This is a genomic window from Arthrobacter sp. TJ-254 (genome assembly GCF_058269175.1).
Genome location: NZ_JBZCNF010000005.1, coordinates 179,593 through 204,888, shown reverse-complemented (window position 1 = coordinate 204,888; position 25,296 = coordinate 179,593). Strand labels below are relative to the sequence as shown.

At 65.7% G+C, this 25,296-nt stretch carries 25 protein-coding genes; 13 read left to right on the top strand and 12 right to left on the bottom strand.

Features of this window, described 5'->3' with window-relative positions:
• Positions 1 to 428: 428 nt before the first annotated feature.
• Genes mbhE through mnhG form a run of 6 tightly spaced genes read left to right on the top strand, consistent with a single transcriptional unit; the run spans position 429 to position 5,994 of the window.
• Positions 429 to 3,143: a hydrogen gas-evolving membrane-bound hydrogenase subunit E gene (gene mbhE, locus AC4D14_RS15305; protein WP_490903698.1), complete on the top strand. Its 2,715-nt coding sequence runs from the start codon at positions 429 to 431 to the stop codon at positions 3,141 to 3,143.
• A complete protein-coding gene (locus AC4D14_RS15300; RefSeq protein WP_490903512.1) occupies positions 3,140 to 3,556 on the top strand; it encodes a sodium:proton antiporter in 417 nt (138 codons plus the stop codon). Before mbhE ends, AC4D14_RS15300 begins: the two co-directional genes overlap by 4 nt.
• Entirely contained in the window at positions 3,553 to 5,013 is a 1,461-nt protein-coding gene (locus AC4D14_RS15295) for a monovalent cation/H+ antiporter subunit D family protein (protein WP_490903511.1), read from the top strand. Before AC4D14_RS15300 ends, AC4D14_RS15295 begins: the two co-directional genes overlap by 4 nt.
• Positions 5,010 to 5,378 carry a Na+/H+ antiporter subunit E gene (locus tag AC4D14_RS15290; protein WP_490903510.1) on the top strand — a complete coding sequence of 123 codons (369 nt, stop codon included), beginning with the start codon at positions 5,010 to 5,012 and terminating at the stop codon, positions 5,376 to 5,378. The genes AC4D14_RS15295 and AC4D14_RS15290 overlap by 4 nt, the downstream gene beginning before the upstream one ends.
• Positions 5,372 to 5,629 (top strand): MrpF/PhaF family protein, encoded by a 258-nt coding sequence (locus AC4D14_RS15285; protein ID WP_490903509.1) that lies wholly within the window; start codon positions 5,372 to 5,374, stop codon positions 5,627 to 5,629. The genes AC4D14_RS15290 and AC4D14_RS15285 overlap by 7 nt, the downstream gene beginning before the upstream one ends.
• On the top strand, positions 5,626 to 5,994 hold the full coding sequence (gene mnhG, locus AC4D14_RS15280; protein WP_490903508.1) for a monovalent cation/H(+) antiporter subunit G: 369 nt from the start codon (positions 5,626 to 5,628) through the stop codon (positions 5,992 to 5,994). Before AC4D14_RS15285 ends, mnhG begins: the two co-directional genes overlap by 4 nt.
• Before the next feature lie 153 nt (positions 5,995 to 6,147).
• Here the strand turns inward: mnhG and AC4D14_RS15275 are convergent, their stop codons facing one another.
• Entirely contained in the window at positions 6,148 to 7,845 is a 1,698-nt protein-coding gene (locus AC4D14_RS15275; RefSeq protein WP_490903507.1) for a SulP family inorganic anion transporter, read from the bottom strand.
• A 179-nt stretch (positions 7,846 to 8,024) separates the two neighbouring features.
• On the opposite strand from AC4D14_RS15275, the gene AC4D14_RS15270 reads away from it, so the two are divergent.
• From AC4D14_RS15270 to AC4D14_RS15255, 4 genes are read left to right on the top strand one after another with little or no spacing between them, the layout of a single operon-like run.
• Complete coding sequence (locus AC4D14_RS15270; protein ID WP_490903506.1) at positions 8,025 to 8,921, top strand: bile acid:sodium symporter; 897 nt, start codon at positions 8,025 to 8,027, stop codon at positions 8,919 to 8,921.
• A gap of 13 nt (positions 8,922 to 8,934) precedes the next feature.
• Positions 8,935 to 10,656 carry a sulfatase-like hydrolase/transferase gene (locus AC4D14_RS15265; protein WP_490903505.1) on the top strand — a complete coding sequence of 574 codons (1,722 nt, stop codon included), beginning with the start codon at positions 8,935 to 8,937 and terminating at the stop codon, positions 10,654 to 10,656.
• Positions 10,590 to 11,588, top strand: coding sequence for a formylglycine-generating enzyme family protein (locus AC4D14_RS15260; protein ID WP_490903697.1), 999 nt, complete (start codon positions 10,590 to 10,592; stop codon positions 11,586 to 11,588). Before AC4D14_RS15265 ends, AC4D14_RS15260 begins: the two co-directional genes overlap by 67 nt.
• Positions 11,589 to 11,639: 51 nt before the next feature.
• Positions 11,640 to 12,893 carry an AI-2E family transporter gene (locus AC4D14_RS15255; RefSeq protein WP_490903504.1) on the top strand — a complete coding sequence of 418 codons (1,254 nt, stop codon included), beginning with the start codon at positions 11,640 to 11,642 and terminating at the stop codon, positions 12,891 to 12,893.
• Between the two features lie 28 nt (positions 12,894 to 12,921).
• Here the strand turns inward: AC4D14_RS15255 and AC4D14_RS15250 are convergent, their stop codons facing one another.
• Positions 12,922 to 13,440, bottom strand: coding sequence for an ester cyclase (locus tag AC4D14_RS15250; protein WP_490903503.1), 519 nt, complete (start codon positions 13,438 to 13,440; stop codon positions 12,922 to 12,924).
• Positions 13,427 to 13,969 carry a MarR family winged helix-turn-helix transcriptional regulator gene (locus AC4D14_RS15245; RefSeq protein ID WP_490903502.1) on the bottom strand — a complete coding sequence of 181 codons (543 nt, stop codon included), beginning with the start codon at positions 13,967 to 13,969 and terminating at the stop codon, positions 13,427 to 13,429. The genes AC4D14_RS15250 and AC4D14_RS15245 overlap by 14 nt, the downstream gene beginning before the upstream one ends.
• A gap of 99 nt (positions 13,970 to 14,068) precedes the next feature.
• Here AC4D14_RS15245 and AC4D14_RS15240 point away from each other — a divergent pair, with 99 nt between their 5' ends.
• Together AC4D14_RS15240 and AC4D14_RS15235 are read left to right on the top strand one after the other, a co-directional pair.
• Entirely contained in the window at positions 14,069 to 14,590 is a 522-nt protein-coding gene (locus tag AC4D14_RS15240; RefSeq protein ID WP_490903501.1) for a general stress protein, read from the top strand.
• Positions 14,591 to 14,904: 314 nt separating this feature from the next.
• A complete protein-coding gene (locus AC4D14_RS15235) occupies positions 14,905 to 15,882 on the top strand; it encodes an alpha/beta fold hydrolase (RefSeq protein ID WP_490903500.1) in 978 nt (325 codons plus the stop codon).
• Between the two features lie 19 nt (positions 15,883 to 15,901).
• Here AC4D14_RS15235 and AC4D14_RS15230 read toward each other — a convergent pair whose 3' ends face one another.
• The 7 genes from AC4D14_RS15230 to AC4D14_RS15200 all read right to left on the bottom strand — a co-directional run bounded on the left by AC4D14_RS15230 (position 15,902) and on the right by AC4D14_RS15200 (position 21,605).
• Positions 15,902 to 16,462, bottom strand: coding sequence for a hypothetical protein (locus AC4D14_RS15230; RefSeq protein ID WP_490903499.1), 561 nt, complete (start codon positions 16,460 to 16,462; stop codon positions 15,902 to 15,904).
• Positions 16,463 to 16,667: 205 nt separating this feature from the next.
• The gene (locus tag AC4D14_RS15225) at positions 16,668 to 17,270 is read right to left on the bottom strand and encodes a hypothetical protein (RefSeq protein ID WP_490903498.1); all 603 of its coding nucleotides are present in this window, start codon (positions 17,268 to 17,270) and stop codon (positions 16,668 to 16,670) included.
• Between the two features lie 54 nt (positions 17,271 to 17,324).
• Complete coding sequence (locus AC4D14_RS15220; RefSeq protein ID WP_490903497.1) at positions 17,325 to 18,350, bottom strand: DUF808 domain-containing protein; 1,026 nt, start codon at positions 18,348 to 18,350, stop codon at positions 17,325 to 17,327.
• A 161-nt stretch (positions 18,351 to 18,511) separates the two neighbouring features.
• Positions 18,512 to 19,204 carry an LmeA family phospholipid-binding protein gene (locus tag AC4D14_RS15215; RefSeq protein ID WP_490903496.1) on the bottom strand — a complete coding sequence of 231 codons (693 nt, stop codon included), beginning with the start codon at positions 19,202 to 19,204 and terminating at the stop codon, positions 18,512 to 18,514.
• A 51-nt stretch (positions 19,205 to 19,255) separates the two neighbouring features.
• A complete protein-coding gene (locus AC4D14_RS15210; protein ID WP_490903495.1) occupies positions 19,256 to 20,539 on the bottom strand; it encodes a class I SAM-dependent methyltransferase in 1,284 nt (427 codons plus the stop codon).
• A gap of 78 nt (positions 20,540 to 20,617) precedes the next feature.
• Positions 20,618 to 20,797, bottom strand: a complete 180-nt coding sequence (locus AC4D14_RS15205; protein ID WP_490903696.1) for a hypothetical protein — start codon at positions 20,795 to 20,797, stop codon at positions 20,618 to 20,620.
• Positions 20,798 to 20,876: 79 nt separating this feature from the next.
• Positions 20,877 to 21,605, bottom strand: a complete 729-nt coding sequence (locus AC4D14_RS15200; protein WP_490903494.1) for a DJ-1/PfpI family protein — start codon at positions 21,603 to 21,605, stop codon at positions 20,877 to 20,879.
• A gap of 362 nt (positions 21,606 to 21,967) precedes the next feature.
• On the opposite strand from AC4D14_RS15200, the gene AC4D14_RS15195 reads away from it, so the two are divergent.
• Complete coding sequence (locus AC4D14_RS15195) at positions 21,968 to 23,014, top strand: alpha/beta fold hydrolase (protein WP_490903493.1); 1,047 nt, start codon at positions 21,968 to 21,970, stop codon at positions 23,012 to 23,014.
• Positions 23,015 to 23,058: 44 nt separating this feature from the next.
• On the opposite strand, the gene AC4D14_RS15190 is transcribed toward AC4D14_RS15195, so the two are convergent.
• Together AC4D14_RS15190 and AC4D14_RS15185 are read right to left on the bottom strand one after the other, a co-directional pair.
• Positions 23,059 to 24,087: an ion channel gene (locus AC4D14_RS15190; RefSeq protein WP_490903492.1), complete on the bottom strand. Its 1,029-nt coding sequence runs from the start codon at positions 24,085 to 24,087 to the stop codon at positions 23,059 to 23,061.
• A gap of 125 nt (positions 24,088 to 24,212) precedes the next feature.
• On the bottom strand, positions 24,213 to 24,890 hold the full coding sequence (locus AC4D14_RS15185; RefSeq protein WP_490903491.1) for a VldE C-terminal domain-containing protein: 678 nt from the start codon (positions 24,888 to 24,890) through the stop codon (positions 24,213 to 24,215).
• Positions 24,891 to 25,296 lie beyond the last annotated feature (406 nt).

Below are 25,296 nucleotides of genomic sequence, written 5' to 3'. Positions count from 1 at the left end.
TCGTTCCCGGACGGATCCTGGAGGCACGCCACCGAAGCGGTCACCCTCCTGCCACCACCGTCGGTCATGATGATTTAGCCCGATGCCTCGTCGCAAAAAGCAATGAGTACCGATCCCTTGACGGAGAGCAGGGAAGGGCAAGTACCGTGCTTTCAGGCAAGCTCGGTAATTCGCTGACCATGAGCCGCTACGGCTCCTGGACGGAGCGGCAAAGCACTCCAGCCGCACCCTGCGTCTCGCACCACACCTTTCGAGGAAGGCGCCACTGCAATGATCGGTGACGTGCGGCATTGCGAACGCCATCTGGCCAGCGGGAACCACGGGTTGATCGGCCGCGGGCGCACCCCCGCGCCGGTGGCCCAGGACGGGTCGGCCGACGGGTTGTTGCCTCCGTGCTTCGCCGGCCTTGGAACCGGGGCCGAGTGGTGATGCAGTCCCCGGCCCTGCCTCTGGTCCTGCTGGTGGTGCTCACACTGGCCGCACCGTTGCTGGTCCGGGGGCTCGGCCGCAACGCCGGGTATCCAATTGCTGCGGGCTTCCTCCTCGCCGCCGGGTTGGTCGTGGCGCAACTGCCGGAAGTGACGGCGGGCGCAACCCCCACCGCCACCTGGGCGTGGATTCCGTCGTTGGAGGTGCATTTCGCGCTGCGCCTGGACGGATTGGCGTCGCTGTTTGCTCTGCTCGTGCTCGGGGTGGGCGCCCTGGTGATGGCCTACAGCGCCCGCTACCTTGAACCAGAGGCCCCTGCGGTCCGGCTGTACACCCTGCTGACCGGCTTCGCCACCGCAATGCTCGGGCTGGTCATGGCCTCAGACGTGCTGACGCTGTTTCTGTGCTGGGAACTGACGACGATCTGCTCCTTCTTCCTCATCGGCGGAAAGGGTACCACCGGAGCCAAGCCGGCCATGCGCGCGTTCCTCGTCACCGGGGCGGGCGGGCTGGCCCTGCTGGGAGGACTCGCCGTCCTCACCGCCGGAACCGGCACAACGGACCTCTCCGCCGTACTGGCCAACCCTGAGCTGCTGCACTCCTCGGGGTATGCCCCTGCGGTAGAGGTGTTGATCATCCTCGCGGCGTTCACCAAGTCCGCCCAGCTGCCGTTCCATTTCTGGCTGCCCGGGGCGATGGTCGCCCTCACCCCGATCAGCGCCTACCTGCATGCGGCGACCATGGTCAAGGCCGGCATCTACCTGCTGCTGCGTTTCGCACCGATTTACGGTGACCAACCGGTGTGGACCTATGTCCTGCTGACCGTTGGGCTGGCCACCGCCATCGTCGGGGCGCTGTTCGCGCTGCGCCAGCATGACCTCAAAGCGCTGCTGGCCTACTCGACCATGAGCCAGCTGGGCCTGTTGGTCGCCGCGACTGGCGTCGGCACCCCCGCAGCTCTAGGGGCCGTCGCCACCCACACCTTCGCCCACGGGCTGTTCAAAGCCACCCTCTTCATGCTGGTGGGCATCATCGACCGTGAAGCCGGCAGCCGGGACATTCGAAAGCTTTCCGGGTTGCGCCGTGTCATGCCGGTGACCGCCAGCCTGACCGGCATCGCTGCCCTGTCCATGGCTGGGGTGCCACCCATGCTGGGGTTCGTGAGTAAGGAGACACTCTACGAGGCGTTCCTGGACGCCCCCGGACGCACCGGTGGACCGGCGTGGGTGGGATTCGCTGCGGCGGCCTTCGCGGTGCTGGCCGCCACCCTCACCTTCGCCTACGCCGCGCGCATCTTTGTCGGGGCTTTCGCCGGGCCACTGCTCCAACGCGAACTGTACGAGCCCTCCAAGATTTTCCTCGCCCCCGCCGCCGTGCCGGTGGTGATCTCCGTGGTGCTGGGTATTGGAGTCGGCGTACTCACCCCCTTGGTCAACCGCGTCGTCAGCGATGTCGCACCCCAGGGGCAGGACGCCACGTACTATCTGGAGTTTTGGCACGGGTTCACCCCGGCACTGGGCCTGTCCGCGGCGACCCTGGCGTTGGGGACGGTGCTCTACCTGCGCCGGGATCGCATCGATCGAAGCCTGCAGCGGTGGCACATGCCAGTCACCGGCGCCGGAGCCTTCGACGCCCTCTATTCAGGAACCCTGCGTCTTGGGGCGGCGGTGGGGCGTCCTTCCCAGACCAGTTCGACCGCCGGGCAGCTGAGTCCGGTCCTCGGCGGGCTGCTGGCCCTGGCCCTAGTGGCAGTGATTGCTGCGCCAGTGCTGCCACAGCAGCTGGAAACCACACGTCGTGAGGACTGGTTCGTCATCGCCCTGTTGGCTCCCACGGTGTTGATGCTGGCACTCACGCGGTCCCGCTTCGCGGCGGTGGCGCTGTTGGGCGTGGTGGGCTATTTGATGGCCGTGTGGTTCCTGTTCGCGGGAGGCCCCGACCTGGTCCTCACCCAGTTGCTCGTGGAGATTCTCACGGTTCTGATCGCCGTCCTGGTCCTAAGGCAGTTGCCCGCGACCTTCGCCCGCCCCACCCGGCCGCGCGGGGCCGCGACCGCGGTGGTGGCCGTTGCTGCCGGGCTGGCCGCCGCCGCAGGGGCGCTGGCCCTGACCGGGCAGCGCGATCTCTCCGCCACGGGGCAGTACCTGCTGGAGGAGGCACAGGCACAGACCGGTGGAACGAACGTGGTCAACACCGTTCTGGTCGACTTCCGGGGCCTCGATACGCTGGGGGAGGTCACGGTGCTGGCCATGGTGGCCGTCGGCGTCGGCATACTGCTGCACACCTGGTCGGCTAAGGATGCCGAGCGGGAGCCCCGACAACCCGTGCTGCTCACCCGGATCCAAAGGCTGCTCTCACCGGTACTCGTGCTCTTCGCCGGATACCTCCTGCTGCGCGGCCACAACGATCCCGGGGGAGGGTTTATCGCCGCTTTGGTCACCGGTACCGCCGTGGCCCTGCGCTACCTGGCCGAAGGGGCACGAGGCATGGTCCACCTCCGCCGGGCTGTCCCATGGATGCTGGGAGTCGGCATCGGGCTGGCCGTGCTCACCGGGCTCGGTGGCCTGATCTGGGCCGGGTCCTTCCTGACCGGCGGTGCAGTGGCGCTGGGTCCGGTCAAACTCACCGCTGCCCTGGTCTTCGACGTCGGGGTGTTCCTTACCGTCCTGGCCCTCGTCATCCGCGCCGTCGACCGTCTGGGGAGGCCCGCATGAGCGCCGCCATCGTCGTGGGCCTGCTGGCCGCCGCCGGGGTCTACATGGTGTTGCAGCGGGAACTTGTCCGGGTGGTCTTTGGCTTCATGCTGCTGGGACACGCGGCGAATGTGATCCTGCTCGCCGCCGGAGGGCTCCAACGGCGGCAACCACCCCTGGTCGGGGACGGCGTCCCGGCCCAGGCCGCCGACCCCCTGCCGCAGGCCTTCGCGTTGACGGCGATCGTCATCACCTTCGGCATCACCATCTACCTGCTGGTGCTCGCCCTGCGCACCTCCGAACGCGCCGATGACGACGCACCCTCTCCCGAGGACGATCCCCCGGGCGTCGGCACGGCTAAAGCGACGCCCCGGGATGCGTCATCGCGGCCGGATATGTCCGGGCGTGCCGGGCCCGAGCAGGAGGGCCGATGAACGCTGTGCTGGCCCTGCCGGTCGCCGCCCCTATGCTCGGCGCCGCCGTACTGCTGCTTGTCCCGGCTCGGTGGGTCCACCGGGCGGTCGGTTTCACCCTCACCGCGGTGGTATTGGCCTTCAGCCTTCTGCTCCTGACTCAAACGCGCGGGGGCATCGTCGTCGAGCAGATCGCCGGCTGGCCGGCGGGCATTGCCATCCCACTGGTGGCCGACCCGCTTTCCGCGCTGTTGCTGGCGATGTCCGCGGTCGTCGTGCTGGCCTGCACCGGGTTCGCCGCCGCCACCGGATCGGACGCTCATCCGCACTTCTGGCCACTGGTGCTCGTACTCACCGCCGGGGTGTACGGGGCATATCTGACCGGGGACCTGTTCAACCTGTTCGTGAGCATCGAAATCATGCTGGTGCCTTCCTACGTGCTGCTGACCCTCCAGGGTGGACGCGACCAATTGGCGGCGGCCCGGGTCTATGTGCCGGTGAACCTGCTGGCCTCCACCGTCCTGGTCGCCGGAGTCGGTCTGGTGTACGGGGCTGCGGGCACGGTGAACCTCGGTCAGTTGGCCGGACGGGCCCTGGAGTCTCCATTGGTGGCCGTGGCCGCCGGGGTGGTGATGCTGGCCCTGGCGGTGAAGGCCGCCGTCGTGCCCGTGCATGGGTGGCTGCCCCGTTCCTACCCCCACGCCCATCCGGCCGTGCTGGCCCTGTTCAGCGGACTGCTGACGAAGGTCGGTCTCTACGCCTCGCTGCGCGTCTATGCGGTGGTCTTCGACGGGGACCCGCGCTACCACCTGCTGATCGTGGCCATCGCGGTGATCACCATGGTTGTGGGCGTGTTGGGGGCCGTGGGGCAGCAGAGCATGCGTGAGATCCTCAGCTTCCACATGGTCAGCCAGATTGGATACATCGTCCTGGGCATCGCCCTGTTCGGGATCGCCGGACTGGGCGCGGCAATCTACTATCTGATCCAGTACGTGCTGGTGAAGGCCTCCCTGCTGCTGGTGGCAGGGGCGGTTCACCACGGATACGGCACCGACCACCTCGACCAGCTCGGGGGACTACGCGCCCGTGAACCCTTGCTGGCGGTGGCCTTCATCGGAGCCGCCCTGTCCCTGGCCGGGCTGCCCCCGTTCTCCGGGTTCGTGGCGAAGTTCGCCTTGGTCGTGGCCGCCGTGAGCGAGGGACAGTACGTCGGTGCGGCGGCCGCCGTCGCGGTGAGCCTGTTGACCCTCACCTCCATGGTGAAGATCTGGCTCGGCACCTTTTGGGGTGAACCACCGGAACAGCAAAGACAACGACGCCGGGTGCCTGTCGGAGCTGCCCTCCCGGCCCTGGTGCTCACGGTGATCTCCCTGGCCCTCGGCGTGGGCGCTGAGGTGCTGCTGCCCTGGACCGAACAGGCGGCCACCGCCCTGCTGGACGCCACGGAGTATGCGCAGGCTGTGGGGGGCGCCCAATGAACCGGCTGTTACGCCTGCCGGCCCGGCTGGGGCGGCTGCTTTGGTTCCTCCTGTGGTACCTCGGCCAGCTCATCAGCGCCAACGTCTCGGTCGCCCGGCACGTCCTCGCACCCCGGCCCCGTGTCGTGCCCGGGATCGTCCGGGTGCCGCTGCGCTCATCCCGCGAAAACCCCGTGGCCCTGCTGACGGCGCTGGTCACGCTCACCCCCGGCACCCTGGTCCTGGAAGTGCACACCTCGCCTCCGGTGATGTACGTGCACGGTTTGCACGCTCCGGACGCCGAGGCTCTCCGCCGCCAGATCCAGGACATGGAGAAGCGCATGCTCGACTCCGTGTTTCCGCAATCCACAGGAGCATCATGGTGATCCTCAATGCCGGGTTCATCCTGCTCGGCCTGACCCTGCTCGCCACGCTGTGGCGCATGGTGGTAGGACCCACCAACGCCGACCGGGCAGTCGCCGCCGATGTGGCCTACTTCGTGCTCATCGCGGTCATTGCACTGGCCGCAGTGCGCTTCGACGAGCCGATGTTCTTCGATCTGGCGCTCGTGGCCACCCTCGTCGGGTTTCTCGCCAGCATCTCCCTGGCCCGACTCGTCGATCGGAACTCCCCATGACGGGCATTGCCGAGGTGCTCAGCGTGCTCCTGCTCCTGCTCGGCCTCCTGCTTATCGGACTCGCCGGTTTGGGACTGGTGCGGTTGCCTGACGCCTACTCGCGAATGAACGCCGCCGGCAAGGCCGCTGGACTGGGCGTCGTCTGTGTCCTGGCCGGAAGTGCCCTCCTGGTTGCCGATCTCAGCGCCCACTTTAAGGCCCTTGCCGCGATCATCCTCCAACTCATCACCGTTCCGGCCGGAAGCTTCGCACTCTCCCGCGCGGCATACCGGGTGCACACGCCCCTGGATCCCAGCACTGCCTACGACGAACTCGCCCCGGACCTCGGCAACCTCACCGAGGACAGCTCCAATTCCGAACCGTGAGCGCTCACCCTGGCTCTCCGGCGCCCGGCAGCACACACGACCGCTCCGGTCATGCCGCCCCGGCTACCTCACCGTCATATGCACCCGGCGACCACCTAGAAAAGACCTAGGAAACCGTGTCAACGTGCACGGTGCGGGGCATGAGGTCCTGGGTTACGCCAAGGGCTCCGCGTTCCCGGAACGGCTGTCAACCCAGGCCTGCGCCTGGCGTACGGCCTCCCGTAGGGAAGAACCGAGGATCTCCTCGCCGGGGACGAGGACCAACTCCTCGTCAAGCGAGAGCCGGTCAGCGCGCCGGATCTTCTCCGCAAGGTCGGGCGTCATGCCGCATAGGTAGAGCCGCCCGCCGTGCCTGCCGAGTTCCTGGGCGTAACCGGCGATTTCTTCAATGAAGGTCGCACCGATTTGGCTGTTGCCGCGGATGCGTAGGACGACCGCAGCGTCCTGGGCGGAGTCAGGCTTCGGAAGGCGTTCTCGCAGCGTGCGCGCCGCAGCAAAGTAGAGCGGGCCATAGACGTCAAGGACGGTGACCCCACCGGAGCGCAGCGCCGACGGGGCTTCCTTGACGTGGATCTGCCCGTCGCCTTCGCGGACAAGTTCGTGCACCTCGGTCAGCTGCCCGGCCTGGTAGATGAACAGAACGAGGGTCAGCACTACGCCCAAACCCACAGCCACCGGGATCGAGGTAAGGAGGGTCGCAAGGAAGGTGATGGCCATGGCCCACCGCGCGGTTCCTCCCACCCGCCAGATCGAACCCATGTCGGCGAACTTAATGGCCTGGAAACCTGCGACCATCATGATCGCGGCAAGCACGGTCATTGGAACCCGGCCTACCAAGTTTGAGGCGACCAGGATGATGGCCAGCATGGCCAGACCGTGGAACACCATGGCGAAGCGACTGCGTGCCCCGACCTGTGCGTTCAGCGCGCTCTGGCTCACTGAAGCGCCGGTAGGCATACCGTTGAAGAAGCTGGCGGCCGTGTTACCCAGCCCCTGGGCGAGCATGTCACGGGAGGTGTCGGCGCGAGAACCATCCGGATTGCGGATGGCCTGGCTCACGCCCGCGCCCTGAATGGCGATGACAACGGCAACGGCGAATGCCGAGGCCACCAGGCCCGGGGTGATCTGGGTCGGATCGGGAACGGCGAAGGGGGGCAGCCCGGAGGGGATTTCACTGATGTCCTGGACGAGTTCAACACTGCCCGGCTGCCACCAGAAGGCGATCAGGCTGGGCACGGCCAGGGCGAACAAAGATGCGGTGTTCGCAAGCGGCGTGCGTCCCAGGCCAATCATGATCAGGAGGGCGATGGTCCCAATCAGGACAGCGTTCCAGCTGAACTGTCCCAAGTGCAGGACCAATTCGACGAAGGCTCCCAGACTGGTGTTCGCCTCGGTGGTGTACCCCGCAAACTGCGCCGCCTGATCCATCACGAGGACCGCCGCCACGCCCGAGAGGAAGGCCGTCATCACCGGGTAGGAGACGTACCGGATGAGCTTGCCGGCGCCGAGCAGGCCGAAGGCCACGAGGAACAGGCCGCTGAGTGCGACCAGCAGGAACAGGGCCGGTCCGCGCTGCTCCTGCGGGAAGGCGGCGATGGCTTGCCCAGCGGCGAGGGCGGAAGCGCCCGTTGTGGCGATCTGCATCAATTGGGAGCTGGCGAAGAACCCGCCCACGGTAGGGGAGACGACGGTGGCGTAAAGGCCGTAGACGGGGTTTACCCCGGCCAGCGCCGCGGTAGCCATCCCGGAGGGGACGCTCACGACAGCATTGACGGTCCCGGCCAGCGCGTCTCCAGGCAGATCCTTCAGTCGGGGCAGGAACCCAGACGATGTCCTGGCATCCTCCGGCACGTACCCTCCCGATCCCGGAACGTTTACGGTCTGTGGTCATATTATGCGTCCTGCGCTTGGAGCGCGGCGTTTTACCGGCCGGGTTACACCTGACGCAGAGACGTCGTCGCCTGTAGTATGAGCCGATCGACACCGGTCCGGACCGGGACAGGGTCGCCGGACGACCATGGATGGGCGCAGTGTTCGAATTCTTCCAGACCCTGGGATCGTGGGCTGTGACAGTGTTCGTGATCACCTCCATGCTCAACGTAGGTCTGACCCAGAAGGCCGCACGGCTGCTCGCGCACCTGACCAACCGGGCGTTCCTGCTGCGCATGCTCCTACTCAACCTCGTTGTGGTGCCGGCTCTGATGATCGCCGCCGTCGAGCTGGCAGACCTGGAACCCATCTACGCGGCGGGTCTGGTGTTGTTCTCCCTTGCAGCAGGGGCCCCATTCCTTATCAAACTCACCAACATCTCCGAGTCGGACGTCGCCCTGGGAGCCACAGTGCTGCTGGTCCTGATGGTCGCCACGGTGATCGTCCTGCCGGTGCTGCTGCCCCTCGCGCTGGAGGGACTTGCAGTGGACACCTGGGCGGTCGTGAGAGGACTGCTGACACAGATGTTCCTGCCGCTTGCTGCAGGAATGCTCGCGGTGCAGCTCGTGGAGGGCCTCGTCACCGTCGTACAGCCTTGGGTCGCGAGAATCTCCACCATTGCCCTGTACGTCCTGATCGTCGCAACCATTATTGGATACCTGCCCAGCATGGCCGACCCCGGGCTGTGGAAGGCCCTTGGCGTGGGCATGGTGGTGCTGGTATTGGCACTGTTCCTCGGGTGGACCATGGGCGACGGCCACGACCATCTCCAAGACGTCGGCGGGCTGAGCACGGCTCAGCGCGGCACCGCCGCGGCGCTGATCGTCGCCCAGGACAGCTTCGATGACCCCCGCGTCCTGGTGGTCATCATCCTGCTCAATACCTTCTGCGTGGTGATGCTGATCATTGCGGCGAAGCTGATGAGCAGGGACAACAGCTTCAGTTTTCTGATCCCCGCGGCCGCAGACAGCCCGGGGAAACCTTGGGGTAACGGATAAGGAGGACGCAACCGTGAGCGTTGGCCGCGACGAACGACCGAACATCCTAGCGCTGTGCATGGACCAGTGGGACGTGCACATGGACCTGCCCCCGGGGGTGGAACTGCCGGCGATCCAGCGGCTTGTGGGGGCCGGGGTGAGCCTGGGCAGCCAGTACTGCACGGTGCCGCAGTGCACCCCGTCCCGGGCCACCATGTGGACGGGGCAGCACGCCAAGAACGTCGGTTTGTGGGACAACACGAACTTCGCGTGGACCGATGTGCTGGACCCGGATATCCCCACGGTGGGCACGATGATGCGGGAGCAGGGTTACTACACCGCGTTTAAAGGCAAATGGCACCTGTCCCACCCGGAGCACTCCGCGGAGGCGTTGGAGGACTACGGTTTCTCGGACTACCAGTCCTGGGGAGATAACTGGGGCGCCCCGCTGCACGGTGAAATGCTCGACGGCGCGGTTGCCTTCGAAACCGTCGACTGGCTGCGCCACAAGCGCCCGCAGGACCGGCCCTGGTTGCTGATCTCCTCAATGGTGAACCCCCATGACATCATGTTCCTGCGTGCGGGCGAGGAGGAGCATGCCCACGCCAACGGCACGATCGCTCCGCTGACCCACGGGCCGCAGGATCTGGGCTTTATGCGCAAATACGACGTCGAACTTCCCGCCAATTTCCACGATGACCTGGACGCCCAACCCTTTGGGGTGCGCTCATACAAGCGCAACACCGAGTGGAACTACGGCCGGATCCCGACCGGTCGGCAGGACCTCTGGAAGGTCAGGAGGAACTACCTCATCAACTGCCTGCGCATGGTCGATGTTGAATTCCAGAAGATTCTGGAGGAATTGGACCGCCAGGACCTGTGGCGCAACACCGTGGTGGTGCTCACCTCCGACCACGGCGAAATGAACGGAGCGCACGGGATGGCACAGAAGGGAGCCATCCCCTTCCAGGAGGCCTCGATCGTGAACATGACGGTGGTTTCGCCGCACGGGCCCCGCGGGATCCACTCCGACGCCGTCGGCTCCCACCTGGATCTGGCCACGACCTTCCTGTCGTGGGCCGGACTGGATGGAACCGGGCTCCGTGAGCGCTATCCGGCGTTGAAGGGCCGGAACCTGCGGCACTTGTTCGAGGCTCCCGGGTGGGCGGAGCCACCGCGCGGCTCCGCCTCCATTCCAGGTGACGGTGCGCTGACCAGCTGGGATGGGCTCAACATGCTGGATCCGGAATGGGCCATCCAAGGCGCTCTGGGTGAGTTGTCCCAGCTGGGCGACGGGCCGGCCAAGACACTTGAGGACTGCCTCGCAGCCGGCAGGAAGTATGGTGCCCCGGACATGGACAAACGCACCTTTTTCCGTGCAGTCTCCGACGGACGGCACAAGCTCGTGCGCTGGTTTTCCCCCACCCGGTACGGCACCCCACGCACGGTTCAGCAGTTGCACGCCACCTCCGACGTGGCCCTCTACGACCTGCTCAACGACCCCGGCGAGCTGCAGAACATTGGGGATCCCTCACACCCCGACTACGACGAGCAACTGGTCGGGTCGATGCTTGAGAAGCTTGTGTACCTCATCGACACCGAATTGGGTGGGGACGGGCCCCCTTTCGACCTGCATCTGTTCGGGACCCGGGAGGTCCGCTACCGGCGCGAGGACATCGAGTCGGTAGCATCGGGCGGAGGTCAGCCCACCAAGCCCGGTCCCGCGGCCGCGCCACGGAATGGAGACGCATTCTGAGCCCCTCAGCTTCCACAGTCCCGCCAGGGATGGTCCGGATTCCCGGCGGCACCTTTTCGATGGGCTCAGAGGATTTCTATCCGGAGGAACGGCCCGTCCACACCGTGGGCGTCTCCTCCTTCCTGCTGGACCGTGCTCCCGTGACCGTGGAGCAGTTCGCGCGGTTCATTGAGGACACCGGATATCTCACCGTGGCCGAGCGGGCTCCGGATCCGCAGGACTACCCCGGGGTTCACCCGCGGCTGCTGGTGCCCGGCGCGCTCGTCTTCACCGGCACCGGGGGACCAGTGCCCCTGCGCGATCCCTCACGGTGGTGGTCCTGGGTGCCGGGGGCCTCCTGGCGGCGCCCCGAGGGATCCGTCGCCAACGCCCTCCACGACCGGTCCGACCACCCTGTCACCCAGGTGTCCCTGGATGACGCCGCCGCGTACGCGGCCTGGGCGGGACGACGCCTGCCTACCGAAGCCGAGCACGAGTTCGCCTCCCGCGGGGGAACCGCTAACACGTCCTATGCCTGGGGCGACCAGCGGTGCCCGGACGGCAAACATCTGGCCAACACCTGGCAGGGACCGTTTCCCTACTGGAACACCGGCGAGGACGGATGGCCCACAACCTCCCCGGTGGGCACCTATCCGACCAATCCCTACGGAGCCTTGGACCTGATCGGCAACGTCTGGGAGTGGACGGCCGACCGGTGGACCAACCGCCACCCGCAGACCGGCTCCCCATGCTGCGTGCCTTCCAATCCCCGCACGCCGCACACCGGCCCGACACACCCCCGCGATCGCTTCGTGGTCAAGGGCGGATCCCACCTTTGCGCCCCGGAGTACTGCCTGCGCTACCGCCCCGCCGCGCGGCAGCCTCAGGACCGCGACACCGCCACGACGCACATCGGATTCCGGTGTGCCCAGGACGACCTTGACCACCGCTGAACCCTCGGGGCAGCCGGTGAAGGTGATGGGCTGTCATGCCAGAATGATGCCATGTCTTCGACATCGCCCGGCGCCGGGCGTTCCAACGGCCCGAAGCCCGATCGAAACCCTGTCCCGCTGCCGGGGGGTCCCGCAGAGCGGGTGAGCATGCCGGTGCGGGTGGCCGCTGCATGGTCATGGCGGTTGATCATCATCCTTACCGCCGCGGGGCTGTTGGGATACCTGCTCTCGACGCTCACAGTGGTCATCATTCCGGTTCTCATCGCGGGCCTGCTGGCCGGCCTGCTTTTTCCCCTGGTGAGGTGGCTGCGCAGCAAACACATACCCAATGGCTTCGCTGCACCGATCGTCCTGCTGGGCCTGATCGGCTTCGTGGTGGGGTTGCTGGTGGTGGCGGGGCGGCAGATCGTGTACGGCTTCGCGCAGTTGTCAGACAGTGTGGTGGACGGTACCCGGCAACTGCTGGGCTGGCTTGAAGATGGGCCGCTCGGCCTCAGCGCGGACAGTATTGACGACTGGATCAACGACGTGGGCGCCACGATCCAGAACAACAGTGAGGCCATCTTGTCCGGGGCCGTGTCCTTCGGCTCTACCGCAGGCAGCATCGTCACAGGCCTTGTGATTCTGCTCTTCACCCTGCTGTTCTTCCTCCTGGACGGGGAACGGATCTGGCTGTTCCTGGTCCGCCTGTTTCCCCAAGGCGCCCAACCGGCAATCAATGGTGCAGGCCGGCACGGCTGGACCGCCCTGGTGCAGTACGCCCGGGCCCAAAGCCTGGTAGCCGCCGTCGACGCCGTGGGGATCGGACTTGGCGCGGCCCTCCTGGGGGTGCCCCTGGCCCTGCCGATCGGCATCCTCGTGTTCCTGGGCGCGTTCATTCCCATCGTCGGGGCGGTCGTCACGGGGGCGATGGCGGTGTTGGTGGCGCTGGTCGCCAACGGGACGACGACCGCGTTGCTGATGCTCGCGGTGGTGCTGCTCGTCCAGCAACTCGAGAGCAATGTCCTGCAGCCGCTGCTCCTGGGCAAAGCCGTGTCCCTGCACCCGCTGGCAGTATTCCTCTCGGTGGCCGCCGGCTCCATCCTCTTCGGCATCGCCGGGGCCCTCTTCGCGGTACCGGTAGTGGCGTTTTTCAACAGCCTCGTCCGGTACCTCGTGGGCCGGCAGTGGACAGACGACAACATTCCCTGGCAGCCGTACTACTACCCGTGGGAAATCAAAAAGCACGCCCGACGCCATGAACTGACCCGGGAACAGGTCATGGCCCGGTTCCAGCGCTTCCGGCGCAACCCCGCCGCCCGATAGCCGATTCTCATCTGGGCCCGCGATGTGCTCACACCCGGGAAAGCGGGCGCCGCCTCGCACCCTGAGGCGGCCTCGGGGAGCGCTGGTGGTATGGCCTTGGCGAGGAACGGTTGATGATGCTTTTCGCTTCAAGGAGCCGGGCCCGCCGGGAGAGGCTGCGCAGCGCTTCCCGGGTGTCGGATCCATCCCACCAGTCCACCGCCATTCCGTCGGAGAAATGCAGGATGTAAAAAGACTCGAACTCCAGGTACGAGTATGTTGCCGGGGCGCCGGGCAGATCGCCGGTGTGGGTGCCCGCCCAGCGGACGCGCGCTGCGATTTTGTCTGTCCCGCTGACGGTGTCCTGCACCGTGGCGGTCAGATCCGGCATCGCGCTGCGGAGGGTTTTTGCCCAGTACTTGATGCCTCGCAGCCCACCGCTCTGGCCGAGAATGAAGCTGTGGTCGGTGATGTCATACCTGATGAGCGGGTCGAGGGCGTTGAGGTCACCGGCGGTGATGGCGGCAATGATTGCCTCGAATCTGCCTTCCAGTTCAGAGCGTGGCACGGTCATCCTCCTTTTCGGCATGGGCGGGGCTGTCCTCCTGGTCCAGGGACCGGTGTTGGGCGAGTTGATCAGCGAACCGGACCATCAGGGATCCGAGGGCTTCCCGGTCCTCCTTTGACCAGCTGGAGAGGACGTCATCCAAGACGGCCGCCCCGGCCGCACCGATGCGCTGTTGGACCTCCAGGCCGGCGGGGGAGGTGCTCAGCAGCGTGGCCCGTCGATCCGTGGGGTCGGGCTCCCGGACGATGAACCCCCTGTCCTCAAGGCGGCGGACCTGCGGGGTCATCGTCGATTTATCCACCCCCTGGGTAGCCGCGAGGTCAGAGATCCGCGTCGGTCCGTTCTTGGTGAGGAATTCAAGCAGTCCGGCATCCGCCGGGGACAGCCTGACGCCAGCGGACCCGTACAAATAGCGGCGCACATCGGGCCGGCTCGCCCAATGGGCCAGCTGCGCAAATCCGTGCCGCACCTGCACCCCGGGAGTCTGCTCCTCCGCGTCTGCGCTCGTGCTCATCTGCTCAGGTTCCATGAAACCAGCATACCCGATATTTGGTATTGCCAACCAAACTAAACGCGGATAGTATGGTTTTACCAACCACATCAATCATTCGAACAGAAAGGCACCGCCATGTCGCACTTTTCCTCCCCGGCCCCGGCCTCCAATACCTCCACTTTCCCTACATCCAGTGCTGGAATCCAGGACCAGCCCGTCAATGGAGCATCGGCTGTGCTGCGCGAGTTCACGGACTACGCGCAGGCCCAGCGGCTCGTCGACAGCCTTTCGGACAGCAAGTTTCCGGTCGAGCACGTGCGCATCGTCGGCCTGGACATCCGCACCGAGGAACAGGTCACCGGGCGCATGACCAAGGGCAGGGCAGCCCTGGTCGGAGCGGCGGGAGGCGCCTGGTTCGGCCTGCTCTTCGGCCTGCTCCTGGGCATCTTCGCCCCCGGAGTGATCTGGCTGACCGTCATCCTCGGCAGCGCCGTCTTCGCCGCGTTCTGGGGGGCGGTCTTCGGGTTCGTAACCCACTGGGCAACCCGCGGCGGACGGGACTTCAGCAGCGTCAAGAGCATTAAAGCCGCCCGGTACGCCGTCATGGTCGACACCCCGTACTACGCCGACGCCCTAGCAGTGGCCACCAAAAGCTGATCATTGAGCGGGTCCGCCCGGGAAACCCGCGTCACGATCCCTGGGCGGACCGGCGGGCAACCGTGGCACAACGTTCCGGAAATGAAGGAGCTGAACTGGTTTCGAGGACTCGTCGGGGCCCATCACGAGCACTTGGCTTCCGGATCCATCCCAGCTTGCTCCCACCAGGGTGTCCACATGACGGGCAAGGTGATCGACGCTCCACCCTCCTGCACCTCACCGCAGACAACCTCACAACTCCAACCATCCCCATGCCCCTAGGATGGAAAACCATCACCAAGCGCGACTGCGTTGATGCGCCGGGAGGACAGGTAATGAACCCCCAGGAACACGATAAAGTCCATGTTGACCGCGTGCATGCAGGCACGGTCTGGGCGAGGGTCAGTTCGGTGCGCACCCCCGGAACGCGTGCGTTCCTCCTGATTGCGGGCATCGGAGTGTCGTCCCACTATTTTGAGCAGCTCGCACCGCACCTGAAAGAATACGGTCCGGTTTACGCCCTGGACCTCCCTGGCTTCGGCGGTGTCCCTCATGGAGGGAAAGCCCTGTCCATCCATGACTATGCGGACATTGTCGAACGTGTCCTCATTGAAACGAACCTTCAGGACCCCGTGATCGTCGGGCATTCCATGGGAACGCAGATTGCCGTGGATCTCGCTGCCCGTCGCCCCGACCTGAGCACCTTGGTCTTGATCAGTCCCGTCATCGACCCGGAAGCGAACCGGATCTTCACCCAAGCAGTGCGGTTCGCACGAGCCAGCTGGCACGAATCGCTGCGGGTGAAGTTCCTCGCCGTCGCCGCCTACCTGTCCTGCGGATTCTCCTGGTTCTTCCTCGTCCTACCCCAGATGATGAACTACCGCATCGACCAGACCGCCCAGCGGGTTAATGCCGACACCCTAATTGTCCGGGGTGAGCACGACGCCGTCTGCCCCCGGGACTGGATCGATAAGCTCACGTCCCTCATGCACTCAGCCCGATCACAGGAAATTAACGGAGCAGCGCATTCAGTCATGCACGCCTATGCCCGGGAAGTGGGGCGCCTCTGCGTCCAACACGCCGGTCTGTCCACCGCCCACCCCCCTGAAATGAAACCACCACTGCCTGGTGACACCCAAGAGCAGGGCTTTTCCATGCCGGAAAAAGCATCAGCAATAGCGCGGGAGATCAAAGGCGCGGTCATCGAGATCGCGGGAAACATCCAGGACGACGACGCGAAAGTCGCAAAGGGGCGCACCGAACAAGCGGCCGCCCGCGAGCAAGTACAGCCAAAACCAGCACCATCCCAATAGTGGCCGCATCGAGCACTAACTAGGTGCGCACCCAGCGGTGCGTGCCGGAAGGGAACTCGAACAACGCAATCCGGAAGCCAGGAACCTCAGGGGGCAATGCTCGCCGGTCGACGTAGGGATTCAGGTCCACGGTCCGGCACTTGATGCCCATCTGCCGGAGTGCAGCGGCAATGCCGTCAGGGGGCAGCAACTGCGGGTAGCGGTTCATGGTCTCGTCAAGCATGTCGTTGACCGCCGCGGGGTCAAGTGATTCGAGTATGCCGACGCTGTCTTCGCGGATCGCTGCGTAAACAGCCAGCTGGGCGTCGCCGGGAGCTGCACCGATTTCATTGGGAACGGGCTGGACCGACACGGTTGTGGCCTCGCCCGGTTGCTGCATCCGCACCTTGTTTTGTACGCGGCCATCACGCATCAGCAGGTCCAACTGCTCCCGCTCGGCGGGACTCATGTTGTCGAGAAACTCTTGCATATCGGGTGAGCCCGCCGCGGGCGCGCTGACCCAGCGCCCTGGCTCGACCTCGGTCATCCCCATCTCAGTGAGGTATTTCGAGTCCTCCGGGGAGGGGTCGTCGGCAGTCACGGCTCTCCTTCGGTTGAATTCGAATGATCCTACCAACGGTGAGCGGCCGTCCGGCGTCGAATCGAACGCAATCCGGCCGTCCCGACCAGTGCCGTCCCTGGCACGGTCGACTGGTGAAACGCTCGCGCCGTGCCCGACTGGGTGCACTCCGGGTTGCCAACTCACTGGATTAGTTGGACCAACGCTAGTACGATACCGGCCCGAATTATCCTCTGCGTGTCAGTCCGGGCCGCAGATCAGTGTCCTCGGTTTGTGCAGTCGGCACCGTGTCGATCGAATTGCCTGCAGAAATCTGGCGCTTGACCTGCTCAAGCTCCACTCTCAGCTGGTCAACGGTGGCCCGGTATCTTTCGAAGTCCGCCTTTCGACGTCTGGCCACGGCGAAACTGACACCGGCGGCGAGAATGGCAAGCGGAAAAGCCACAAGCAGGGCCCAGCCGGACCCGGCAAAGAACTCAAGCGCTGTGGGAAGTGCCTGCTTGAATACGCGGAACTCGTTCACCCCACCGACCACCTCGTTGAGAGTGGAGTCCAGGGGCCCCAGGAACTGCCCAACGACCGGCGTCTCGGAAAATGACGGAGCGCTCAGCGGCCGTTCTCCCTCTGCAGACCAGCGCGAATCACGGAAATGGTTCAGGACATAGATACCGGCACCCGCGTTGAGGGCCGCGAAGAGCAGGACCGCACCGAGCGCAGTCCAGTGAAGCCTGCGCGGACGCCACACGCCGGCCACGAGCGCGAAGACGGTGGGCGCGACCCAGCAAAAGACACGTAGTTCGTCGCGGCTTAGGCCAGCCAGTAGATCCAAGGAATCCCCCGCCCTCACGGTTGGAATCAGTACCAGTTCCGGTCCCCAGCGAGCCTAGGAGGCGGGGTCGGAACCATGTTTCTCCGGCCGATAGCCGGCGATCGCGGCGCGGACATCGCCCTCTTCGTGCCCGCCGTTCTTCTTGCCGAACGGCAGCACTTTCACCAGCGGGTGCACGATAGCCATGACGACGAGGCCCCAGGCGAGTCCGAGGACGGCCGAGCACAGAGTGTTCACGAGCCAGGCGAGGAAGCTGCCCACCACCGCGATTCCGGCAAAGGGATGCTCGAGGACGTGGACCAGGTCATACGGCGCGTGCCAGCCGAGGTCGTACGCCCCCTGCAGCATGATGTGACCGCCAACCCACAGCATGGCGATCGTCCCGATGAAGGTGATCGCGGCCAGCACGGCGGGCATGCCCTTGACGAGCAGCTCGCCGAAGCGCTTGGAGCCCGCCGAGTCTTTGGTGGTCAGGTGCAGGCCGATGTCGTCCATCTTGACGATGAGCCCCACGGCGCCGTACACGAGCACTGTGATCACGATCGCCACGACAACCAGGATGAGCGCCCGGGCCCACAAGGAGTCACTGGCCACTTCGTTCAGTGAGATGACCATGATCTCGCAGGACAGGATGAAGTCGGTGGTGATGGCGCCCTTGATGACCTTGGTCTCCGCCTCCGGGCCCCGTTCGACCGCCGGCGCCTCTTTGTCTGCTGCGTGGTGGCCGCGGACCTTGTGCCAGACCTTTTCGGCACCCTCGTAGCAGAGGTAGGTGCCGCCCGCCATGAGGATGAACGGGATGATCCACGGGATGAAGGCGCTGATGAGCAGCAGTGCCGGCAGGATGATCAGCAGCTTGTTCCGGAGCGAGCCCCAGAAGATCCGCTTGATCATAGGCAGCTCGCGGGACGGGTCCGCCCCGGACACATACTGCGGGGTGACGGCGGCGTCGTCGATCACCACGCCGGCGGCCTTGGTCCCGGCCTTGGCGGCCCCGGCAGCGACGTCGTCCACCGAGGCGGCCGCTATGCGGGCGAGGGCTGCGACGTCGTCTAGCAGAGCGACTAGACCGCCGCTCACAGGTCGCTCCCGCACTGCTCGAGCGCGGACTGCTGGTCGTGGAGGCGACGGTAAAGGTGCGTGATCGGCATGCTCCGAGTATACGGTGGCGGGCAGTCCGTCGACGGGGATTGGCGTCCGTTCGAGCTGATTGCGCGATGGAGCCGGACGGACGCTTGATGTTAAGGGACCAGCATGACGTCCTCGCCCCGGAGGTTGGCACGGAAGCCGTCGTCCTGGACGGCGACGTCCCGGAGCACGAGGCCCTCGGGCAGGCCTTCAATGTCGTGCTCAATGGTCACTAGCCCGCGCACGACGGCGGCGGTGGCGTCGGAGAGAAAGTCCGGCCCGCCAAAGTCGATCGAGCGCGGCTCGACAACGAGCCTGCCCGACTCGACCTCGACTGTGCCGGTCGCGGTGACGCGAAGTTCGCGGCCCAGGGCCTCGACGGTGCGAAGCACCATGGCCTGGCCGCCGTCCGCGGCGCGGACCACGGCTCCGCCACCAAGTTCGTCGGCGACGTCCTCGAACGGCACGGTCGCGTCTACGGCGAGCCGCGCGGCGACCAGCCCGTCCGGCCCCGTGACAACGTCCCGCCCGACGGCCCGGACGTCGCGGAGCGTCGAGCCCGCGGAAACCACTGTCCCGGCGTCTAGTTCAAGGTCGGCGAGCCACACTTCGTCATCGCGCAGGTCGGCGGGAGGCTGTATGCCCGGCGGACGCCCAGCGCCCACCGTCGACGACGGCATCGGCCCCGCCGCGCCCCCACCGGCAGGGTCACTTACCACCCACCAAAGGATCACAACTGTGACCCCCAGGGCGAGGACCATCCCAGTAGCACCGATCAGCCAGTCCTTCACACGCGTCCAGTCCATGAGCACAGTCTGATGGCTCACGGTCCGGGGCGCGAAACCCGGCAAGCCGGCCTAGATCCATTCCCGGAGCCGCAATGGCGGCTCCTCTCCTCCGGGACGCTGCACCAGCACCTGGTTGACGCCGTTCAGTCCCCGCTCGAACCCGAGTGCGCTCGTTGCCATGTACAACCGCCACACCCGGGCCCGACCTTCGCTCGTGAGGCGGACCGCCTCATCCCAGTTCTTTTCAAGGTTGTGCACCCAGGCCCGAAGCGTCAGCCCGTAGTGCCGGCGCAGCGCTTCCACGTCGAGCACTTCCAGCCCGGCCGATTCCAGGGCTCCGAGCATAACCGCGAGGCTGAGCATTTCACCGTCAGGAAAGACATAGCGGGGGATAAAGGAGTCGGGATCCGGCGGCATCTCACCGGCGTTCCATGAAATGGCGTGGTTGAGCAGCCGCCCGCCGGGACGCAGAAGACCGTACAGGTGGGACGCGTAGTTGCCGATCTGCTCTCGGCCGACGTGTTCGGCCATGCCGATAGAGCTGATCGCGTCGAACGGACCGTCGTGAACATCGCGGTAATCCTGAACCCGGATTTCGATGCGGTCGGCGAAGCCGCCGTCGGCCGCCCGCTTCCGCCCGAGGGCCGCCTGCTCTTTCGAGAGCGTGACGCCCACGACGTCGACGCCGTACTTCTCTGCGGCGTGCAGGGCGAAACTGCCCCAGCCGCACCCCACGTCGAGCACCCGCATGCCGGGTCGAAGGCCAAGTTTGCGGCAGACCAGGTCAAGCTTTGCCTCCTGTGCCGCGTCCAAACCGACCTTTTCGTCTGCCCAGACAGCGCAGGAGTAGACCATCGACGGACCGAGCACGAGCGCGTAAAAGTCATTGCCGACGTCGTAATGGTGGGAGATTGCCGCGGCGTCGCGCTCCTTGGAGTGTTTCCGGCCCGAGCGGGCGACGTCCATTTCCTCTGGCGGTGGGGCAGGCGGAAGTCCCAGCGCACCAACCCGGACGGCGGCACGGAGCAGTTTCACACGCTCGCCCAAGGTGGGCGGGCGGAAAGCCTTCAGTTCGGCGAATTTGCCCACTGAGCTGAGCACCGAAAAGCTCTCGAAGAGGTCACCGGGCCCGTCAATGTCTCCGGCCACATACGCACGGCTTAGCCCGAGCTGATTGGGCGACCACAGCATTCGCCGCAGTCCCCTCCGGGAACGGAACTCAATCACGGGGGCAGCGGCGGGCCCCGCTTCTGAACCGTCCCAGGCCCGCAGCCTCAGCGGAATTTCCTGGATGCCAAGAACAATTCCCAAGGCCTCCGCCAACCGTGGTGCCACTCCCGATCTCTTTGCCATGCCCCCCTGTCTACTACGACTTGCCCGGGGGAACCAGAGGCAGTTCGGCGTAACTGTGAGGAGGCAGGAGGTTCTTCGTTAACGGCGCTGCGGGTGGAGCTCTCGTCCATGCGGCCGTTGCGTCATCGCCGACCGGGTTCGACCCTGGTAGAGGCGGTGGTAACTGGAGGGCGTGGTGTTGAATTCGCGCATGAAGCGAAGCCGGAAGTTGGCGGACGTGCCCAGACCGGTCCTGGCGGCAACTGCCTGTACGGTCAGGTCGGTTGTTTCCAGCAGACGGCATGCCTCGGCAATGCGCTGGCTTGTCAGCCAGCGCAGGGAGTCGTTCCGGTCTTGGTCAGGAATTTCCGGGCGAAGCTGCTTGGCGCCCAGCCGCGTGGACGGCCATGTCGATGACTGTCAGTGGCTCGGCAAGATGTTGTATGGCCCAGCGACACGTTTCTTCGAAGTGGATCGTAGGCGCAGCTAAGGGGCGTTCGATGAACTGTGTCTGTCCGCCCTCGCGGTGAGGGGTCACGACCATCCGCCGGGCAATGCGGTTGGCGGCTTCAGTACCGTGGTCGGTGCGGACAAGGTGCAGGCACAGGTCGATTCCGGCCGCGACGCCGGCGCTGGTGCTAACAGAGCCCTCGTCGATGTACAGCACACCGGCATCGACGGCGACTGCCGGATACAGGGTTTGCAGACGTTCCGCGTTTCTCCAATGGGTTGTCGCGCGCTTTCCGTCGAGGAGCCCGGCGGCCGCCAGTGCGAAAGCGCCCGTGCAGACGGATACCACCCTCGCACCATTCGCCGAAGCGTTCCGAAGTGCTTGGGATACCTCGCGGGGAGGGTCGGCGAGCGGGCTGAAGCCGGGCACCAGGACGGTGTCAGCCGAAAGCAGGGCCTCGAGCCCTTCAGCGGCATGGATGGCGTAACCGGTCGTCGTTCGGACCAGGCCGGGTTCTGCGGCGCAGACCGCGAAGGAGTACAGCTGCCGCTCATCCTCGTGGCCGAATACCTGCGCCGGAATGGCAAGGTCGAACGCGACGACCTCAGGCAGGGCCAGGGCAACGACACGGTGCATGAGGCCACTGTACCCACGGACGGAGCAACGAAATCCATTGCTGCAGAATCCTTTTCAAGGTGGTCATTTTTACCCCTCCCGTCCGCTGCTCCGGCTTGGCAGTCTTATCCGATGTCCGAATTTCAACCTTCCGATGTGCAGGATATTGACCCCCCGGTGATTGCCACTCCCACGAGCCCCATAGCCGAGGGCCATGATGGTTCCTCCGGCCCTGATCCCTTACCGAGGGGACCGATTGGGTGGATTGTGGCCGGCTCGTTGGCTGCCGGGTTGCTTGCTGCAGCGCTGCTGGCTGCCGCACCGTTCATTCCGGCAACCGAGAGCGGAATCACCGGCGCCATCCTGATAGGACTTGCGCTGGGATGGGGCCTGGTGGGGGTGCTATCGGCGGGACTTACGGATCAACCACAAAAGTGGGCCTTCGTTCCGGCGCTCCTTATGGGACTGGGCGGGTTCCTCCTGGTGGCCTTCGGTTCCCCGATGCGCGGGGTGCTCGCGTGGGTGTGGCCCCCCACCTTCCTGGGGCTGGCGGTCTGGATGATCGTCCAGGCCAATCGGCGGCTTCACAGCCGGAGCGGGCGCTTCCTGCTCTACCCGGTCTTCGCGGTGCTGGTTCTGGGTTCACTGGCCGGCGGCCTCGAAACCGTGCGCGGAGCAACGGACGCGGCAGCCTCTCCGACGCGGGGTCAGGTGATCGACGTCGGGTCTGCGTCTACGACCGGGCGGGCCGCGGGTGGAGCGATCCGGCGCCCAAACTCCAGGACGGCGCGCAGGTCGCGGCGGACCTTCACACGTTGCTGCAGCACGGGAACGAGCCCGGACCGTACGTCTTGGCCGGGCATTCATTCGGCGGCCTCTACGCACTCACTTTTGCCGCCCGTTATCCCGAGGAGGTGGCCGGACTGGTCCTGGTGGACTCGACGGCACCGGCACCGGCATCGGCACCGGCACCGGCATCGGAGCAGGAAGCAGAACCGGCCCCTCCCACAGGCCCAGGCTCCGAAGACACGACGAGCCGGATCTCCGCCCTGAGCACGGCCGCCGCGCGGCTCGGTCTCGGCCGGCTGCTGGGAGTGGCCACGCCCGGCCATCTGGGCAGCACGGTAGTCGAATACCTGCAGGCGGGATCCTCGGTACAGCAGGCTGCCGCTCTGAGGAGCTTCACCGACAAGCCCCTGCTCGTCCTGACCGCAGGCACGGGGAGCCAGCCCGGCTGGGCCGCTTCACAGGAAGCCCTCGCAGCACTGTCGACCAACAGCCTGCACCGCGTCGTCGACGGATCCACCCATGCGTCGCTGATCACCACCGACCGGGAGGACGCAGCCGCGACCACCAGGGCGATTCTAGACGTCGTCTGCGCCTTGCGGACTGCAAGCTCCGTGAATTCCGGGTGCTCGCCGGAGAAATAGGTGCTCCGGTGCTGAACCTCCCGACAGGTCCTGGGAGGGCCGGGTCAGCGGGCGAGGGCGTGGACGATGTCCTCGTGGGAGAGCCTGCGCTCGCCGACGTAGTACAGGACAGCGCTTACGGGCAGCTCAGTATCCCAACCGGGGTTAATGATTGTCCCCTCGTGTTGGACAGCGAGCACCGTGGTGATGAAGTTCCGTCCCAAAGCCTCCTGGATCTGTCCAAAGTTCACCCGCGGCAGCGCCTCAGGCAGCCGCGTGCTGTACGTGTTCCGGCCGCCGTGACTCATGAGGTCGGCGTAGACGACGGCGATGCCGGGATCTTCCAGCTCTTCAGTGGCCAGGCGTGGTGAGTGCCACTGTACGCAGCGGACGTTGGCGTCGACATAGGAGAAGCTGCGGGCGCGGCCCATATCGCGCAGCGTGACGACCGTGTGAGCCTTGGGGTTCACATGCGTGACGGCCACCGTGACGGCGAGTGCTTCGTTATCGTCGCGGGCGTCGATGAGTACGCGCGCGGCCCGGTCCACCCCGGCACGGCGCAGCACGCTTTCCTCGGCAAGATCACCCCGGACGAAGCCAAGATCGGGCTGTTCGGGCATCGGATTCTCCCGCACGTCCTCCCCGGCACACAGGACAACCGCATGGGCATTGTCAGCGGTGATCTCCTGTATCAGCCGCTCCGTGCGCCCTGGCGTATAGCCCACGATCACGAGGTGGTCCGACATATTCACATCCCGGTTGCCCTTCATGCGTTGTCCCTTCGCATTCTCGATCGCCATGGCGATCCTGGTGAACAAGGTGGTCAACGTAACGATGCCGCCGACAATGACATAGATCCCGACGAGGCGACCGCCGACCGTCGTTGGAAAGAAATCGCCGTATCCGACCGTGGCGGCGGTGACCAGGAACCACCACCAGTAGCTCTCTGCCGAAGTGATTGAGTTGCTGGATGGTTCGGCCCAAACCATGAGGGGCCAACTGGTGAGGAACACAGCGATGATGATGAACGCCGGCAAGACCCAGAAACGCGCACGCCCGAGCTGGCGGATCAGACGGAACAGTACAAATGGCACCCCTGCGTTCCTTTCCTTTCGCGGGACAATACCGTCTGACCCTACCCTCCAGAATCCGCCCGGACGCTGCCCAAGCCCGTCGCTGTGAAAGCAGGACGGGCCTCACCAGGGCCTTCAGCTGCTCCTCAGCCGATGTCTCCGGCCAGCACGTCCACGTGCACGTGGTCGAGGTGACGCAGGATCTCGTTGCCGGGCTCGGGTGCGTCGTAGTCGTGCCACTGCCCGCGAGGGATGTGTGCGCTCCAGAACTGATCGTCGAAGATAACGTACTGGATGTTCAGGTCCTCAGCATGGGCGACCAGCCAGTGAGCGAGTATCCACCCCTCACGCCGGTTCTCCTCGGTCACCGGCCGGAAGAAAATGTCGATGGCCCGGCCGTCGTAGTGGGTCGAGTCCCCTCCGTGCCCTTGATCGACGCCGCCTGGGGCAAAGCCGCCCAGACTCTGGTCGCCGAACGCCTCGGTCATGGCTTCGCGCACCTGCTCGGCGCGGGGCGTCAGCCCGGAGGCGGTCAGCTGCTGTTCGGGCAAGCCGTTTGCGGCTGAGCCTCGGCAGGTCAGGCTGGGACCTGCGTCTTCGGAAGGCCCGTCGGCCAGCCGCTGCAGCGCCGTTTCATCGATGCTGGATGTGTCCGGGGCCTCCATCCCGCGGGCCAGGAGTGCCACAGCCGTTGTGGCCAGCTTTGCCTCTTCACGGTTGAGCCCGACTTCTCCATCGGCGGTTTCGACGGTGCATTCCGAACTTCCCAGCAACGAGCCGTCCCCGGCGCGCATGCTGTTGAGCAGGCTGGGCCCGAGGAGCACCAGGGCTGACGCGAGTATTCCGAGCAGGAGAATTCCCAGAAGTGGCCGAGACGGGCGAAACCGGCTCCCAGAGCGCTGCACGGCGATTCTGCTCACGTTCACACAGCCCTTTCATTGAGGTGAGGTGCTGCAGCCAAGCGGAGGAGGGAGCAGCTCAAGCGTTAACTCGATCGCTCAGTTGATGGTTCCCAGACAACTGACCTCTCCGAGAAGTGACTAACGCCGTCGGAGCGATCCTAGAGGCATAAACACAATGGGTGGCGCGGAAATTCGTCCCGCACCTCCCACAAAAAGTGAGGAGCTTTCGACTGAAGAGTTGCCCCCGCCGCTAGTACCCTCCTAGTCTTGGGCGCTAGTGGTGTTTCCACCACGCTCGGCTGTCTGTCGCCATCGCACCCACAACAGA

Coding starts and splice junctions, on each gene's coding strand:
- mbhE (WP_490903698.1), top strand. CDS start 429: ATGCAGTCCCCGGCCCTGCCTCTGGTCCTGCTGGTGGTGCTCACACTG.
- AC4D14_RS15300 (WP_490903512.1), top strand. CDS start 3,140: ATGAGCGCCGCCATCGTCGTGGGCCTGCTGGCCGCCGCCGGGGTCTAC.
- AC4D14_RS15295 (WP_490903511.1), top strand. CDS start 3,553: ATGAACGCTGTGCTGGCCCTGCCGGTCGCCGCCCCTATGCTCGGCGCC.
- AC4D14_RS15290 (WP_490903510.1), top strand. CDS start 5,010: ATGAACCGGCTGTTACGCCTGCCGGCCCGGCTGGGGCGGCTGCTTTGG.
- AC4D14_RS15285 (WP_490903509.1), top strand. CDS start 5,372: ATGGTGATCCTCAATGCCGGGTTCATCCTGCTCGGCCTGACCCTGCTC.
- mnhG (WP_490903508.1), top strand. CDS start 5,626: ATGACGGGCATTGCCGAGGTGCTCAGCGTGCTCCTGCTCCTGCTCGGC.
- AC4D14_RS15255 (WP_490903504.1), top strand. CDS start 11,640: ATGTCTTCGACATCGCCCGGCGCCGGGCGTTCCAACGGCCCGAAGCCC.
- AC4D14_RS15245 (WP_490903502.1), bottom strand. CDS start 13,969: ATGGAACCTGAGCAGATGAGCACGAGCGCAGACGCGGAGGAGCAGACT.
- AC4D14_RS15240 (WP_490903501.1), top strand. CDS start 14,069: ATGTCGCACTTTTCCTCCCCGGCCCCGGCCTCCAATACCTCCACTTTC.
- AC4D14_RS15235 (WP_490903500.1), top strand. CDS start 14,905: ATGAACCCCCAGGAACACGATAAAGTCCATGTTGACCGCGTGCATGCA.
- AC4D14_RS15215 (WP_490903496.1), bottom strand. CDS start 19,204: ATGGACTGGACGCGTGTGAAGGACTGGCTGATCGGTGCTACTGGGATG.
- AC4D14_RS15210 (WP_490903495.1), bottom strand. CDS start 20,539: ATGGCAAAGAGATCGGGAGTGGCACCACGGTTGGCGGAGGCCTTGGGA.
- AC4D14_RS15200 (WP_490903494.1), bottom strand. CDS start 21,605: ATGCACCGTGTCGTTGCCCTGGCCCTGCCTGAGGTCGTCGCGTTCGAC.
- AC4D14_RS15195 (WP_490903493.1), top strand. CDS start 21,968: ATGGGGCCTGGTGGGGGTGCTATCGGCGGGACTTACGGATCAACCACA.